Raw genomic sequence first — 13,868 nt, 5'->3', positions numbered from 1 at the left:
CCCAGTCGGGAGCATATCCGGCTGCCGCACCGAAGCGACACCGTGCCGTCCCTGGACTGGTGCCGATGAAGGCCTTACCGCGGTGGTTGCGCCGCGTGGGTATCGAGGTTGCCGGATGGGCGCTGATTGTCCTGGGACTGGCCGCCTTGGTCCTGCCCGGCCCCGGCCTCCTGGCCATTGTGGCCGGCCTGGCCTTGCTCTCCCTGCGCTATCGGTGGGCCAACCGCTTCCTCCGCCCGGTCAAGGCCAAGGCCTTTGAAGCGGCCGAAAAGGGAGTGCAAACCTGGCCACGCATCGGCTTCAGTGCGAGCGGCGCCGTGTCAGTCATGGCAGCAGGTATTCTCTGGGGCGCCTGGGGCAAGACTCCGCCGTGGTGGCCCTACGGTGATGCCCTCTGGCTGCCCGGCGGCTGGGGCACCGGAACCGGACTCATCATCTCCGGGCTTATCGCCCTGGGGCTGATTGTTTACAGCTGCCGCAAATTCCGCGGACGGGCCACGCGCAATTCCGGCGCCGTGGAGACGGCCGATTCCCGACGGGCCCCGGGCAATCAGGCTTAGGCGGTCTGGTCGGACCGCAGCCGGGCATTGAGTGCCTGCAGCGCCTCGGCAGCAGCCGCGAGGGCTGCCGCTTCCTCGTCGCTCAGGCCGGCCAGGCCGTTTCGGATTGGTCCGTCCCATGCATCTTCGATGCCCTCATCCTCGGCCAGCGCCTGTTCAGTTGTGGCAGCCGCGTCCTGCCTGACCCTGACCCGCGATTCCGGCACCGCCGCCGCCGAAGAGGGCGAGCTGCTGAACGACGACGCCGCACTGCCGGCTTCCCGGGCATAGCCGCCGCCAAACGTCGGCATAGCGGTTCAGGGGACAAAACCAGCAAGCCGCCGGTAACGGCCCGGTCTGCTTCCGGACGCTCCGGCGTCCGGAAGCAGACCTCGTTAAGGAAGCGGACGCCCCCGTGAGCCAGGCTCACGGACCGCTACGCACACAGGGTGCATCTGCACAGAAGCCCGCCCGGTTCGCGGCCACCTGCGTCCGGTTCCGCCGCATTCAATTCCGCGTCAGCAAAACTGGTGGCTTCAAACAGCATGTCCAGGAACTCCCGAACCGTGCCTTTTTCGGCGGAGTACCGCACTGAACCGAGGACGGGAGGCAGCGGATGGACCATTTCCATGTCGACCTGTCCGGCGTCCATCCCCATCTCGGAAGCCAGCACCTTCAGCAGCCTCTCCTCAACGGATGGACTCATCATTCGCCGCTTGGAAATCCTGTCAATTCTTAACTTGCAGGGCGTGCCCCAGGAGTCCAGGTGAGCGCGCAGCACGAAGTCCAGTGCCACCTCATCCACTTCCTGCAGCGACGGCCCGTCAGTCCAGGCCACGTCCAGGGTCGTGATCTCGTACGCGGCCAGGGGGACAATTTGAAACCGCACACCGGTGAAGGCAGCGGCCAGGAGCTCACTCAGCCGCCCGGATACGTCAGTCGGCCACAGAAGTTCTGTCATTCGCCCTTCCTTGACCGCGGGCGGCCATGCGGAAACAGGAACTGCCCAAGTCGGCCTGCTCCTGCAGGGCTAAGGGTAATTGCCGTCGGCAACAAACTAGACTCTAAGGTCACGGACAACCGCTCCACCAGAGTGCACGCCCAAAGTTACGGAAACTTTTTCCGTACGCGCCCCCGAACGGCGCCGCACATCGGCTCTTTCGGGCCAGGGGACAACCCCGCCACTCCGCGAAGAATTTATACCCGATATTTCTGTGGGTGCAACTAGTAACTCGGATTCCGAGGGGTTTTTAAGATACCTCTAGAAAACGCGGCGTGTCTGCTGGAAGTATATGAGCCTGACGGCACCGCACACGCCGACAGGGAGCATCTGCACCATTATCCTCATCTGCCCCCAATCCTCCTCCGGCCTCCAGCGGCCGGACCGGCAGCAAAGGAAGCCGCGTTTCCGCGGAAGTCGAGATCCTAGGCTCCCCACCGGCCGCCAACCCAAAACTGCAGAGGGCAGCACAGCACATCAGTCCTACTTCTTTGCCTGAAATACTTGCCGGAATTTTTGCCGGTATGACATCAACGGGAGGGCTTCACATGAGCCAGTTAGCTGCGGCACAGCCAGTCAAGCCGTTAACCACAGGAGCCGAGTGGTGGTCATTGACCATCCAGCCCAATGAAAAGGATGTCTGTGACGCCGTAATCGGGGATGTCGTTACTCCGCTGGCCGCCCAAGCCCGATCATGGGGCGCACAGCGGTGGTTCCACACACGCTGCATGGACCCGGCCCGTCCGTCCATCCAGGTCCGCATACTCGGTGCACCCCGGGTTCTGGACCGCTTGGAATCCCTGATGCGCGCGCTGGTGGATCAAGCCGTTCCCAACTTGGGGGAGCTGCAGACGTCGGAGTACCGGGAGGATGCCATCCCGAGCCGCTGGGACTATGGGCCGGTGTCGCCGAGGGCCGAGTCCGACCTGGCGAAATACGGCGGAGCGGACGGGCTCTCACTGGCGGAAGAAGTTTTCGAGCTGTCGTCCGATCTGGCTGCTTGGGCCACTTCACGCTTCCCCAAGCCGAACAGCCGCTCGTCGCTGGCCGCGTTGCTCCTTTTCGATGCCAGCTACAGCATGATGCGCGGCCCGCGCTCCCCCGTCTGGGCAGACCGGCGGGCCATTTCCTGGGACTATTACTGGGACAGTCACCTGCGCAGCTGCACTGCCGGTTCGGGGCCCCAGGCCGCGCACGTGCGAAACGCGCTGACCTCGCAGCTGGCGCCGCGAATTGTGCCGGCCCACCGGCTAATGGCTGCCACAGCCTCGGAGCCGGCCGTGGATAACTGGCGCAAGCGCTGGTCCCGGGCCATTGACACCTATTTGTACCGCGCGGACAAGGTGCGGGCCAGCCGCAGCGCCCAGCAGTTGACCGTCTACCAAAGCCGGCTGATGCTGAACCGCCTCGGCATCTCCGTCCGCGACGAGGCCGGGCTTGGACTCTACGCGCGGTCCTGGAGCAAGGAACGGGAAGCCGACTTCCTCAAGATGGCCCCGTAGGCGGCCCGCGGAGGGGTCCGCTGCCAGCATCCTTTCAGGTCGATTGGTCCTGCTAATGGGGCAACGAGAGGGGCGCTTCCGGAAGTGAGACCACTGGAGGCGCCCCGCCTCATGTACCGGATTTCCGCTCAGCGTTTTTTGCCTTCCGCCGCTTCTTGACACAATATGAGCACAAGTACGACGGCGCTGCCGGACCTGCGTCGGTAGCGCAGCGCGTGCCGCGGCACACGCATTGAGCGGAATTCGGAAAGGCGGCTTCGGCGTGCAGTTTTCCTGTACCTGCATTTACCATCCCCATCCGGTTACTGCCCGGTTGGAGGTTGCGGTCCACGACCCCTTCTGCGGCCTGCGGGTACACCGCCTCACCGCGTCCACCAAATACGAGCCGAGCTACACTTTTCACCGCTAGGCCCCGAGAGGCCGCTGCCGGCCGGCTAGGCGGTATCCGCCGAAGCCTTGGCTGCAGCGGAAACGGGCTGGGGCAGTTCCTGATCATTGCTTGGCTCCGGAACGAATCCGCTGTCTGCTTCCGGCACCTTTCCGGACACGGCCGCGTTGGCCGAGGTCAGTGACTGGTCGCGCAGGTACCGCAGCACCACAATGGTGACGGCGGTTGCGGGGACCGCCAGGAACGCACCCACAATCCCGAAAAGAGTGCTGCCAACGGTAACGGATCCCAGCACCACCGCGGGGTGGAGTTTCAGAGTCTTGCCCACCAGCAGGGGCTGCAGGATGTTTGACTCGAGCTGCTGAACCACCAGCACGATGCCCAGGACAATCAGGGCCGTCACCCAGCCGTGGGCGACCAGCGTCACCATGGTGGCCAGGACTCCGGTAGCCACTGCTCCAACAATGGGAATGAAGCTGGCGAAGAAAATCAGGACCATCAGTGCCAGAGCCAGCGGAACGTCCAGCAGCAGCAGGGCCACCCCGATGAGTACGGCGTCGACCAGCGCGACGGCGGCCTGGGACAGGATGTAGGCGGACAGTGTCTGCCAGGCCTGTTCGGAGACCTTGACGGAGTGGACAAAGGCCCGGTTATTGGTCCAGCGGCTGGCCCAGGGCAGGAATTTGTCGCCGTCCTTGAGACAGAAAAAGGTGAACACCAGGGTAAGCAGGAACACCACGGTGACCGACGTGACCGTCCCGAGTCCGGCGGTGATGCCGGAGACAATGTCGCTGCTGTGTGCGCGCAGCTGGGCCACACCGGCGTCGAGCAGTTCATTGAAGTCGATTTCCGAAACAGCGAACGGCAGCCCGGCGACAAAATCGCTCAGGTCCTGCAGGTTCCGCCCGGCCATCTTGACCAGTTCCTTCGAACCGGAGGAAATGGAGGGCAGGACCAGCATGGCGACCGCGGCGATGGCGGCGAGCAGTCCCACGAGGGTGAGCAACGCGGCCAGGGCCTTGGGCAGCGCCTTGCGGAGCACCCGGTTGACCGGCCACAGGATGGACGACAGCAGCAGGGCGAGCAGGCCCGGAAGGGCGATCGACCAGAGCGACCGGATACCGAACCAGATGACCACGAGGCCCGCCAGGACTATCAGCGCCCGGGCAACCCAGACGGATGAAGCAGCCAGTCCGCGGGCAAAGGTCCCGCGCGGCTTGAGGCCGGAGGTTGTCCTTGGGCGTTTCCTGGCACCGCGGTCATCCGCGGGCGACTGGTCGCTGCGTTCGGGGGTTGCCGTCGAGGATGCGGATTCGGTCGTCTTCACCGCTCCATTTTGCCTCAAGAGCGAGGGCAGCTATTCCGCGAACTGCGGCTGCGCTTCGATGAACACCCAGTCCCGCTCCTCAAGGATGGGCTCCATCACAGGTCCGCCCGCCTCCGCGATGCGGTCCTGAACCTTTCCCGGAATCCCCTCGTCGCGGAGGTTTTCCCGAAGCCATGCCTTGGCCGAGCCGTCGAGATACGGCCACCAGCGCTCAATTTGTATGGGTTGCATAACGCCCCCTTCAAAGTGCGGTAGGTCAACGGTGCCACCGCTGTCCGGACCGCGCAAGGGGGCTCCGCCCGTACCGGCTTCGGTTATCAGGGCATCGTGGTGATGCCGTCTATGGCCGTGCGGGCCTGTTCCGCGAGGGACGCCGGGATCGGCGCGCTCTTGGCGGCATCCTCCGAGGCTGCCTGCCCCTCATCGCTGACAACATACAGCCCGAACTCCTTCACCAGTTCCACCGTCTCCGGATCCTCGTACGCGCTGCAGAAGATCTGGTACGACACCAGCACGAGGGGGTAGGCGCCGGGAGCAGTGGTCGTGCGATCCAGATGGAGGGCAATGTCGTCGGCGCTGCGGTCCGGAACACGGCTTGCCTGTTCGACGGCGATCGAGGCGCCGTCGGCGCTGATCGGCACGTACTGGTCACCGACGCGCAGGTTTACGGTGCCCATGGAGTCGTCGATGACCGAATCGTCGGCGTACGTAACGGCTCCCTCGGTGCGTGTCACGGTGCTGACGACCCCGGAGTTGCCCTGCGCGTTTTCGCCGGCCAACCCTCCGGGCCAAGTTCCCGACGGGCCATCCGGCCAGGCCGCCGGAGCGGCATCATGCAGGTATTCGGTGAAGTTCTCCGTGGTGCCGGAATCATCGGCGCGGCTGACCGGTGTGACGGGAGTGGCCGGAAGCTGGATGCCGGGGTTCTGCGCGGCTATCGCCGGATCATTCCACGTCGTGATCTCGCCCCGGAAGACGGCGGCGATCGTTGCCGCGTCCATATTGAGGGAGTCAATGCCCGGCAGGTTGAAGGCAACAGCAATCGGCGAAATGTAGGCCGGGATATCCATGGCTCCGCCGGGACCGCACACTTCCTTGGCCTCGGCAATCTCCTCGTCCTGAAGGTAGGCGTCGGAGCCGGCAAAGTTCACGGCGCCCGCCAGCAGGGCATTGCGCCCGGCGCCGGATCCATCCGGGGAGTACTGGAGCTGAACGTCCGGATGCCGGATCCCGAAACCGGCAATCCACGCATCCATCGCCGGGCCCTGCGCGCTGGAGCCGGAGCCTGACAGGATGCCGGACAGCGTGGAGGTGCTGTTTTCCGCTGCCTCGCGCTGTTCATCGCCGAGCGGATAGTCGGAGCCGCAGGCAGACAACGCCAGGGCAGCTGCGGCAACCAAGGCAAGCGTGCGGGCGGAACGGGGTTTCGGCACGGAGGCGGTCCTTCCGGGGACTGTGGCTGTGGGCATCGAGCAGCCCGTGAGGCTCCGGCAATAGACCGGACACCTCTTCAAGGCTAGCCGCCGTTCCGGGTCCATCGCCAACTCGAAAGGCCTGCCCGTCCTTGGCGGGACCACACACCAGGTGCAACGATTGTGTCCCCGGCAACGCCGCTTCCCCGGCGGCCGCCCATCTGCCGCAGACGGAGCAACTCTTTCCGCGGCGGCGGGCCCGCGGGGATTCAGGCGGAAGGAGTTCTTGTGCTCATTACCGCAGCCGTTTTTGCCGTCTTAGCGGCGGCCGTTCACCTGTACATCTTTGTCCTGGAATCCCTGCGCTGGACGGCGCCGGCCACGATGGCCATCTTTCGTGTCTCCACCCCGCAGGAAGCCGCCTCCACGCAGACGCTGGCCTACAACCAGGGTTTTTACAACCTGTTCCTGGCGGTTGGGATTGTGCTCGGGGTCGTTCTGCTCGGCGCCGGCAGCAGGGTGGCCGGGCTGACCCTGATGAGTTTTTCCTCAGCCTCCATGGTGCTTGCAGCGCTGGTCCTGGTGGTCAGCAACCGGAGCATGATCCGGCCGGCACTGATTCAGGGCGGGCCACCCGCCGTCTGCCTCGCATTCACACTGCTCGGCGCCTGAGGGCACCGTTTCCATCCATCTGCCCTCCGGACGGGTTAGGCCAGGCCCGTCATCCGCAGAGTGATGTTGATCCGGCCGCCGGCCAGCCCGGTTTCCGGATCCGCCGTGCCGGGCAGGGTCTTCGGGACGCCGTGGTAAGCGAACCGCGACGGGCCGCCGAAGACGAACAAATCCCCGGAGTTCAGCTCAATATCGGTGTACGGCTTGGTCCTCGCGGATGTATTCCCGAAGCGGAATATGCAGGTGTCGCCGATGCTCAGGGAAACCACCGGGGCGCTGGACCGTTCATCCTTGTCCTGGTGCATGCCCATGTGGGCCCCATGCGCGTAGTAGTTGATCAGCGCGGTGTCCGGCGTGTAGTCCTCGGGCTTCCAAATGTCCGGAGCGTAGCCGGGCTGGCCGGGCTGCAGATACGCCGCGGCCAGGGCCCGCCGGCCCAGCTGCACCAGCCAGTCCGGAACGTCGGCCACCCGGCCGCCGCCGGCGTCGTCGGCCGTTCGGGTGTATTTGTACGGCTGCCAATGCCAGCCCAGGCAAACGGTCTGCACCGACATGGGATGCCCTCCGGGCAGGACCGCAGCCCGCATCGGCACCGGTCCGATGGCCCACTGTCGGCAGGCGGCGACAATGTCGCGCTGGGCCGCCGGGTCGAGCCACCCGGGAACATGGACGGCGCCGGGGCCCAGCGCGGCGCGGTTCGGAGGAAAGAGCGTGCCGGTCATGCCGCCGCCTCCAGCTTCAGGAGAAGACGCTTCGCGTCCGGACCCCCGCGGTAACCGCCGGTGGCGCCGTCCGAGCGCACCACCCGGTGGCAGGGCACGACCACGGGCAGCGGGTTCAGGGCGCAGGCGGTCCCGACGGCGCGCACCGCCCCGGGGCTGCCGGCCAGCGCGGCCACGGCGGCGTAGGTTGCGGTGGTTCCGTAGCCGATGCCGGAAAGGTGCTCCACGACCGAGCGGCGGAAGCCGGCGGTCAGCCGCAGGTCCAGCGGCAGGTCAAAGGAGCGGCGGATGCCGGCGAAGTACTCGGTGATCTGGGCAGCCGCGGCCCGCAGCCGGTCGGGGGCCTCGAGGATCCGGGGGCTGATGCGTTCCGCGAGGGTGGCGAGCACGGCATCGTGATCCTCGCGGGCAAAGGACACCCGGACCAGGCCGACGGGAGTCGCGGCCAGGAGCAGTTCTCCCAGCGGGGTCTCGAGCACGGTGTACGCCACATCAAGCACGCCGGTTTCCACGGCGGCGGCGGTGAGGCGGGAATGCAGCCGCAACAGGGCGGCGTCGTCGGCGGTTTCCTGCCCGGGCGGCAGCCGCAGTTCCGGGGGCAGCTGTTCCAGCGGCTGTGTCATCGGGAGTCCTCCAGATTCAGGATGCGGAGTTTCTTCAGGCCGTCGGCGGCCGATCGGCGGCATGCGGCCGCGGTGCCGCCGAGCAGCACGGCCACCTCGGCATAGGGCAGTCCGGCGAGGTGGTGATAGGCGAGGGCTTCGCGCTGGCGCCGCGGCAGGGTTTTCAGCGCGGCCCAGAGCGGATCGGATCCGTCATCCCCGGGACGCCGCGGCGCCCCGGGTTCCGTGGCGGAGGGCGCCCCTCGGTCCGGTGTCTCGGGAAGCTCCTCGACCGGAACCGGCCGGCGGGCGGCCGCGCGGTGGGAGTCGATGGCCTTGTGCTTGGCGATGGTCACCAGCCAGGCCTCGATGTTGGCGCCGGGAGCAAGCGCAGGGTAGGCGCGCAGGGCGGCCAGGAAGGTCTCCGACCAGGCGTCCTCGGCGTCCTGCGGCCCCAGCACCGCGCGGCAGACCCGCAGCACGGCCGGACCGTGTTCCCTGACGATGGCTTCGAACGGTTTCACTTCCACACCCGGTAGACGTTTCCGGGAGCGGCTTTGTGAGCTCCCGGTTTACGATCCCATGCTCTCACCCGAAGCTGCCAGCCACCCGGTCCCCGGACCGGAGTCTTCGGCACCGGCGGCCGCCCCGAGCAGGCTGCGCGTGAGCTCTTCGCCCTGCCCCATCAGCTCCTCCGCTGCCAGGAGCAGGTGGGCATCGCCGGGCTCCTCTCCTGCGGTCAAGGCACTGAGGATGGCCCGGCGCACCAGTTCACGGGCAAAGGATGCGGTGGCGCCCTCGCTCTGCTCCGCTGCCTGGCTCAGTGCCTGCGGCGAGAACATGCCGTCCGGTGAGTAGAGGGCCAGCAGCCGGGCGCGGCTGCCGGTGTCCGGCATGGGAATTTCGACGGCGAGATCCACGCGGCCGGGCCGCTGGGCCAGGGCACGCTCCAGTACATCCACCCGGTTGGTGGTCATGATGAAGGCCACGTCAGCATCGGAGTCCAGCCCGTCGAGAGCGTCAAGCACTTCAAAGAGCAGCGGCTGGGGTCCGTGGCCGAAGCTTCGGTCCTCGGCCACGAGGTCGATATCTTCGAGAATCACCAGGGATGGCGCCATGGCACGCGCCAACTTGGCTGCCTCGGAAACGGCGGCCAGGGAGCCGCCGGAGAGGAGCACCGCCGTCGTCCCTTCACTCGCACTGAGCAGTCGCCGGACGGTGTGCGTTTTTCCAGTGCCGGGAGGCCCGTACAGCAGCACCCCGCGTTTGAGGTGCTGGCCCCGGCTCTGCAGCTCGCTCCGGTGCCCTGCGATCCCCAGCACGTGGGCGGAGACCTTCCCCAGCACCCCCGGGGGCAGGATGACGTCCTTTTCGGCCAGCTGCGGCCGGACCAGGAAAGACACACCGGCGGCCTCCTGGCCGTAGGGATTGTGCGTGAAGGACACCACCTGTCCGCGCAGAATGCTGTTGCGGCTCAGCTCCGTCTGGATTTCCGCGAGGAAGGCGGCCGCAACTGCGCGGTCGGCCGTAAGCACGGAGAGCGAGGGAGTGTTCCGGCCGGACTGGGGATCGGCGGCGCGCTGCATGACAGCCATTGGGCTGCCCTGGTAGCGGAAAAGCCGAATTCCCAGGGTCAACGCCTGACGGTAACTGTCCGGCCCGGTGGGGAGATTGACATAGTCGGGCTGGCCGACCGGAATATACGAATACCCCTCATGGAAGATGTCCGCGAGGTCAACATGGTGCCGCTGCTGCCCGCCGCCCATTCCGAGCAGGGTTGCCTCAGGATCGGAGCCGGCGAGTTTTTCCAGTGCTATGTCCAGATCGGCGAAGCGGTGCGCCGGAAAATTCTCGGCCACCACGGGCAGCTCGCCGCCCGGCTGACTCATAAAGCCGGACAGGGCCGTGGCGATCCTTCGATGCTCGTCAGCGTGGCCCCTGTACTCCTGGGCAAGCGTCACTGCAGTGTTGAAGCTCGTGAGGAATTCCCCCAGTTTTTCATCCATGCGGGCAGAGCCTACCAGCGCTCTCCCGGCATCGGACCCAGGGGTCGGAACCTGCTCAGAACAGGGTTGCCTGCACCCGGCGCGGATCCTCCAGGCCGAGCAGGAACTGCTTGCGGTCCAGTCCCCCGGCGTATCCGGTGAGAGCTCCGGCCGCTCCAATCACCCGGTGGCAGGGAATGATGATGGAGGCCGGCTTGCGGCCGTTGGCCGAGGCTCCACCCGCGCACCGAGCAGCTCGGCTGCCGGAGCGCGTTTGTGGTTCTGCATGTAGACCGCGGTGAGGGCACCGCCGTCGGCCACCAGGGTAAGGGGCGATCGGCGGGGACACTACGGCATGCACGGCAGTCACAGACCCGAGCGTAACCCGATCAGCCGCCCAGTTGCCCGCTGAGCCGGGAGCGGATGCTTTCGGAGGAATCGTTCAGGCCGGTAATCCGCGCCGTCTTGCCGTGTGTGCGGTATTTCTCGGTGATTGAATCCAGCGCCGCCACGGTGGAGGCGTCCCAGACATGGGAGCCGCTCATGTCAATCAGCACGCGTTCGGGGTCCAGTGCGTAGTCGAACTGGGTGTAGAGGTCATTGGAGGAGGCGAAGAACAGCTCGCCCTGCACCGTATAGGTGACGGCGGTGCCGTCGTCGTCCACCGTGCGCTGAACCGTGACGAAGTGCGCCACCCGGCGGGCGAAGAGCACCATCGCCGCCAGCACGCCCGCTGCGACGCCGATCGCCAGGTTGGAGGTCAGGACCACCACGGCAATGGTGATGGCCATGACCGCGGTCTCGGATTTGGGCATCCGCTTCAGTGTGGCCGGCCGGATGCTGTGCCAGTCGAAGGTCGCCACGGACACGTAGATCATCACGGCCACCAGCGCGGCCATCGGAATCAGCGCCACCACATCGCCAAGCACCACCACCAGCAGCAGCAGGAACACCCCGGCCAGGAAGGTGGAGATCCGGGTGCGGGCGCCGGAGGCCTTCACATTCATCATGGTCTGCCCGACGACGGCGCAGCCGCCCATGCCGCCGAAGAACCCGGTGATGATGTTGGCCACGCCCTGGCCCCAGGACTCGCGGACCTTTGAGGAGCGGGTATCGGTGATGTCATCCACGAGCTTGGCGGTCAGCAGGGATTCCAGCAGGCCCACAAACGCCATCGCCACCGCATACGGGGCAATGATCTTCAGGGTGTCCAGGGTCAGCGGAATGTCGGGGAACAGCAGGGACGGCAGGGAGGCGGGCAGATCGCCCTTGTCCCCCACCGTCGGCACGTCCCAGGCCAGCAGGATGGTCGCGGCGGTGAGCACCACGATGGCCACCAGCGACGCGGGCACCGCCGTCGTCAGCTTCGGCAGGCCGAAAACGATGGCCAGGCCGACGGCGGTGATCGGATACACCAGCCAGGGCACACCCAGCAGCTCCGGCACCTGGGAGGAAAAGACCAGGATGGCCAGGGCGTTCACGAAACCGACCATGACCGAGCGTGGAATGAAGCGCATCAGCTTCGCGACGCCGGCTCCCGCCAGCAGGATCTGGAAGAGGCCCGCCAGGATCACCGTCGGCACCAGGTATTGGGCGCCGTGTTCAGCCACCACCGGGGCGATGACCAGGGCGACGGCGCCGGTGGCGGCGGAGATCATCGCCGGGCGTCCGCCCACGAAGGAGATGGTGACGGCCATCGTGAAGGACGCGAAGAGTCCCACGCGCGGATCAACGCCGGCAATGACTGAGAAGGCGATGGCTTCGGGGATCAGTGCCAGCGCCACGACCAGACCGGCAAGGGCCTCGGTCTTGAGCAGGCGCGGAGACTTCAGGGTGGTCAGCACCGACTGCCGGGCGGCCGGCGTGAGGGCGGGTGCCGCGGAGGAGGGCATGGGAGTTCCTTACAAGCAACGGCTATGGGACGGACCGCGGCGCCGGCCGGAACCGGCCGAAGCTCCGTCGGATCCAATTCCAGAGTACCCGCGGCAAAAAAGTACCGCGTTCCCGCCCACAGCCGGGTTGCCGGCGCTAGACTGCCGCATACCGCGCGGTATGTGACGGGTGTCGTGTGCCGTGCCGCCGCCGGTTACCGCACTGTCTGCTTATTGTCTGCTGCCTGATCAAAGGAGATCTTCATGCAAAATCTTGCCGGCATCCTTACCGCTGCTGCGGCCCGGGTTCCGAACCGGACCGTCCTCAAGCTCGACGACGCCATCATTCCCTACGCGGCTCTCGACGCCATGAGCGCCAAGGTGGCCGGTGTTCTCGCGGACCGCGGCATCGTCCCGGGCGACCGGGTGGCGCTGATCATGCCCAACATTCCGCAGATGGCCTTCGTGTACTACGGTGTGCTGCGCTACGGCGCAGTGGTGGTGCCGATGAATCCGCTGCTGAAGGGCCGCGAGGTGGCGTATCACCTCTCCGATTCGGGGTCACGGCTGGTGTTCGCCTGGGAGGGCGTCGTGTCCGAAGCCCTGGCCGGCGCCGAGGAGGCCGGCGGCGTGCCGGTCATCCCGGTGGATTCCGGTGGATTCCTGCAGTTGCTGGCCGAAGCGGATCCGCTGACCGAGGTGCGCGAGGTCGACGGCGAGGATGTCGCCGTCATCCTCTACACCTCCGGCACCACCGGACGGCCCAAGGGCGCAGCGCTGACCCACAACAACCTGCGCAGCAACGCGGATATCTCCCGGAACCTGCTGCACACGGTGGAATCCGACGTGATCTTCGGCGGGCTGCCGTTCTTCCACGTGTTCGGCCAGACCTCGGCACTCAATTCGGCGGTGATGGCCGGAGCCTCCATCAGCCTGCTGCCGCGCTTTGACGCAGGCAAGGCCCTGGAAATCATCGAGCGCGACGGCGTGACCATCTTCGAAGGCGTGCCCACCATGTACGTGGGCATGCTGCGCCATCCGAACCTGGCGACCACCGACGTGTCCACTCTGCGCGGCGCGATCACCGGGGGCTCGGCGATGCCGCTGGAGGTGCTGCATGAGTTTGAGCGCGTTTTCGGCACCCAGCTGCTGGAGGGCTACGGCCTGTCCGAAACCTCCCCCGTGGTTTCGTTCAACCTGCCGGGCCCGGACCGCCGGGCCGGATCGATCGGCAAGCCGGTGGAGGGCATGCAGGTGCGCGTTGTGGATCCGGACGGCAAGGACGTGCCGGTGGGTGATGTAGGCGAGCTGGCCGTGCGCGGCACCGGGGTGATGAAGGAGTACTGGCACAATCCCGAAGCGACGCAGGCGGCTATTCCGGACGGCTGGTTCCGCACCGGCGACCTGGGCAGGTCCGACGACGACGGCAACCTCTACATCGTGGACCGGAAGAAGGATGTGATCCTGCGCGGCGGCTACAACGTCTATCCGCGCGAGGTCGAAGAAGTGCTGTACGAGCATCCGGCCGTTGCCGAGGCGGCGGTCATCGGGGTGGCCGATGACCTCCAGGGCCAGGAAATCGTGGCCGTGGTGGGACTGAAGGAGGACATGCAGCCCGCGGACGCCGCGGCCCGGGAGGCCCTGCTGGGCGAGATCCGGGACTTCGCCAAGGAGCGGCTGGCCGCTTACAAGTATCCGCGCCGGATCCTGCTGACCGATGCCCTGCCCAAGGGGCCGACGGGAAAGATCCTCAAGCGGGAAATCCGCGTGGATGCTGCCGCGGCGGATCCGGTAACTGCCCCTCCGGTGGAGCAGGTCGAGCCGCAGGGCTAGTCCGGGGGTCTTGGG

14 protein-coding genes and 1 pseudogene are annotated in these 13,868 nt (G+C 66.5%); 4 read left to right on the top strand and 11 right to left on the bottom strand.

The genetic code is table 11. The annotated features are described in order from the left end of the window. Positions 1–65 precede the first annotated feature (65 nt). The gene (locus QNO00_RS10600) at positions 66–560 is read left to right on the top strand and encodes a PGPGW domain-containing protein (RefSeq protein ID WP_284024484.1); all 495 of its coding nucleotides are present in this window, start codon (positions 66–68) and stop codon (positions 558–560) included. Here the strand turns inward: QNO00_RS10600 and QNO00_RS10595 are convergent. Both QNO00_RS10595 and QNO00_RS10590 read right to left on the bottom strand, forming a co-directional pair. Further along, positions 557–850 (bottom strand): hypothetical protein, encoded by a 294-nt coding sequence (locus QNO00_RS10595; protein WP_284024483.1) that lies wholly within the window; start codon positions 848–850, stop codon positions 557–559. The two genes, QNO00_RS10600 and QNO00_RS10595, sit on opposite strands and share 4 nt — an antisense overlap. A gap of 125 nt (positions 851–975) precedes the next feature. Next, complete coding sequence (locus tag QNO00_RS10590; protein ID WP_284024482.1) at positions 976–1,500, bottom strand: VOC family protein; 525 nt, start codon at positions 1,498–1,500, stop codon at positions 976–978. A gap of 563 nt (positions 1,501–2,063) precedes the next feature. Between QNO00_RS10590 and QNO00_RS10585 the strand changes: the two genes are divergently transcribed. Beyond that, entirely contained in the window at positions 2,064–3,041 is a 978-nt protein-coding gene (locus tag QNO00_RS10585) for a lantibiotic dehydratase C-terminal domain-containing protein (protein ID WP_349643480.1), read from the top strand. A gap of 434 nt (positions 3,042–3,475) precedes the next feature. On the opposite strand, the gene QNO00_RS10580 is transcribed toward QNO00_RS10585, so the two are convergent. The 3 genes from QNO00_RS10580 to pstS form a co-directional block, all read right to left on the bottom strand. Further along, positions 3,476–4,756, bottom strand: a complete 1,281-nt coding sequence (locus QNO00_RS10580) for an AI-2E family transporter (RefSeq protein ID WP_284024480.1) — start codon at positions 4,754–4,756, stop codon at positions 3,476–3,478. 30 nt (positions 4,757–4,786) lie between these two features. Then, the gene (locus tag QNO00_RS10575; RefSeq protein WP_229966407.1) at positions 4,787–4,987 is read right to left on the bottom strand and encodes a hypothetical protein; all 201 of its coding nucleotides are present in this window, start codon (positions 4,985–4,987) and stop codon (positions 4,787–4,789) included. A gap of 86 nt (positions 4,988–5,073) precedes the next feature. Then, positions 5,074–6,225 carry a phosphate ABC transporter substrate-binding protein PstS gene (gene pstS / locus QNO00_RS10570; protein ID WP_442860512.1) on the bottom strand — a complete coding sequence of 384 codons (1,152 nt, stop codon included), beginning with the start codon at positions 6,223–6,225 and terminating at the stop codon, positions 5,074–5,076. 231 nt (positions 6,226–6,456) lie between these two features. Here pstS and QNO00_RS10565 point away from each other — a divergent pair, with 231 nt between their 5' ends. Then, the gene (locus QNO00_RS10565; protein ID WP_229966409.1) at positions 6,457–6,840 is read left to right on the top strand and encodes a DUF1304 domain-containing protein; all 384 of its coding nucleotides are present in this window, start codon (positions 6,457–6,459) and stop codon (positions 6,838–6,840) included. Between the two features lie 35 nt (positions 6,841–6,875). Here the strand turns inward: QNO00_RS10565 and QNO00_RS10560 are convergent, their stop codons facing one another. The 6 genes and pseudogenes from QNO00_RS10560 to QNO00_RS10535 all read right to left on the bottom strand — a co-directional run bounded on the left by QNO00_RS10560 (position 6,876) and on the right by QNO00_RS10535 (position 12,041). After that, positions 6,876–7,562, bottom strand: coding sequence for an alpha-ketoglutarate-dependent dioxygenase AlkB family protein (locus QNO00_RS10560; protein WP_284024479.1), 687 nt, complete (start codon positions 7,560–7,562; stop codon positions 6,876–6,878). Then, positions 7,559–8,185, bottom strand: coding sequence for a methylated-DNA--[protein]-cysteine S-methyltransferase (locus QNO00_RS10555; RefSeq protein WP_284024478.1), 627 nt, complete (start codon positions 8,183–8,185; stop codon positions 7,559–7,561). Before QNO00_RS10555 ends, QNO00_RS10560 begins: the two co-directional genes overlap by 4 nt. After that, entirely contained in the window at positions 8,182–8,688 is a 507-nt protein-coding gene (locus QNO00_RS10550; protein WP_284024477.1) for an RNA polymerase sigma factor, read from the bottom strand. Before QNO00_RS10550 ends, QNO00_RS10555 begins: the two co-directional genes overlap by 4 nt. A 48-nt stretch (positions 8,689–8,736) precedes the next feature. Next, positions 8,737–10,170 carry an AAA family ATPase gene (locus tag QNO00_RS10545; protein ID WP_284024476.1) on the bottom strand — a complete coding sequence of 478 codons (1,434 nt, stop codon included), beginning with the start codon at positions 10,168–10,170 and terminating at the stop codon, positions 8,737–8,739. A 55-nt stretch (positions 10,171–10,225) separates the two neighbouring features. Then, positions 10,226–10,408 (bottom strand): annotated as a pseudogene (locus QNO00_RS10540) (methylated-DNA--[protein]-cysteine S-methyltransferase); the annotation flags it as partial. A gap of 130 nt (positions 10,409–10,538) precedes the next feature. Beyond that, complete coding sequence (locus QNO00_RS10535) at positions 10,539–12,041, bottom strand: SulP family inorganic anion transporter (RefSeq protein WP_284024475.1); 1,503 nt, start codon at positions 12,039–12,041, stop codon at positions 10,539–10,541. 243 nt (positions 12,042–12,284) lie between these two features. Between QNO00_RS10535 and QNO00_RS10530 the strand changes: the two genes are divergently transcribed. Continuing rightward, positions 12,285–13,853, top strand: a complete 1,569-nt coding sequence (locus QNO00_RS10530; RefSeq protein WP_284024474.1) for a long-chain-fatty-acid--CoA ligase — start codon at positions 12,285–12,287, stop codon at positions 13,851–13,853. Positions 13,854–13,868 lie beyond the last annotated feature (15 nt).

This window comes from Arthrobacter sp. zg-Y1219 (assembly GCF_030125545.1).
Taxonomy (GTDB): domain Bacteria; phylum Actinomycetota; class Actinomycetes; order Actinomycetales; family Micrococcaceae; genus Arthrobacter_B.
This window is presented reverse-complemented; position numbering and strand designations above follow the sequence as displayed.

Coding starts and splice junctions, on each gene's coding strand:
- QNO00_RS10590 (WP_284024482.1), bottom strand. CDS start 1,500: ATGACAGAACTTCTGTGGCCGACTGACGTATCCGGGCGGCTGAGTGAG.
- pstS (WP_442860512.1), bottom strand. CDS start 6,225: ATGCCCACAGCCACAGTCCCCGGAAGGACCGCCTCCGTGCCGAAACCC.
- QNO00_RS10545 (WP_284024476.1), bottom strand. CDS start 10,170: ATGGATGAAAAACTGGGGGAATTCCTCACGAGCTTCAACACTGCAGTG.
- QNO00_RS10555 (WP_284024478.1), bottom strand. CDS start 8,185: ATGACACAGCCGCTGGAACAGCTGCCCCCGGAACTGCGGCTGCCGCCC.
- QNO00_RS10585 (WP_349643480.1), top strand. CDS start 2,064: ATGACATCAACGGGAGGGCTTCACATGAGCCAGTTAGCTGCGGCACAG.
- QNO00_RS10560 (WP_284024479.1), bottom strand. CDS start 7,562: ATGACCGGCACGCTCTTTCCTCCGAACCGCGCCGCGCTGGGCCCCGGC.
- QNO00_RS10575 (WP_229966407.1), bottom strand. CDS start 4,987: ATGCAACCCATACAAATTGAGCGCTGGTGGCCGTATCTCGACGGCTCG.
- QNO00_RS10535 (WP_284024475.1), bottom strand. CDS start 12,041: ATGCCCTCCTCCGCGGCACCCGCCCTCACGCCGGCCGCCCGGCAGTCG.
- QNO00_RS10530 (WP_284024474.1), top strand. CDS start 12,285: ATGCAAAATCTTGCCGGCATCCTTACCGCTGCTGCGGCCCGGGTTCCG.
- QNO00_RS10595 (WP_284024483.1), bottom strand. CDS start 850: ATGCCGACGTTTGGCGGCGGCTATGCCCGGGAAGCCGGCAGTGCGGCG.
- QNO00_RS10600 (WP_284024484.1), top strand. CDS start 66: ATGAAGGCCTTACCGCGGTGGTTGCGCCGCGTGGGTATCGAGGTTGCC.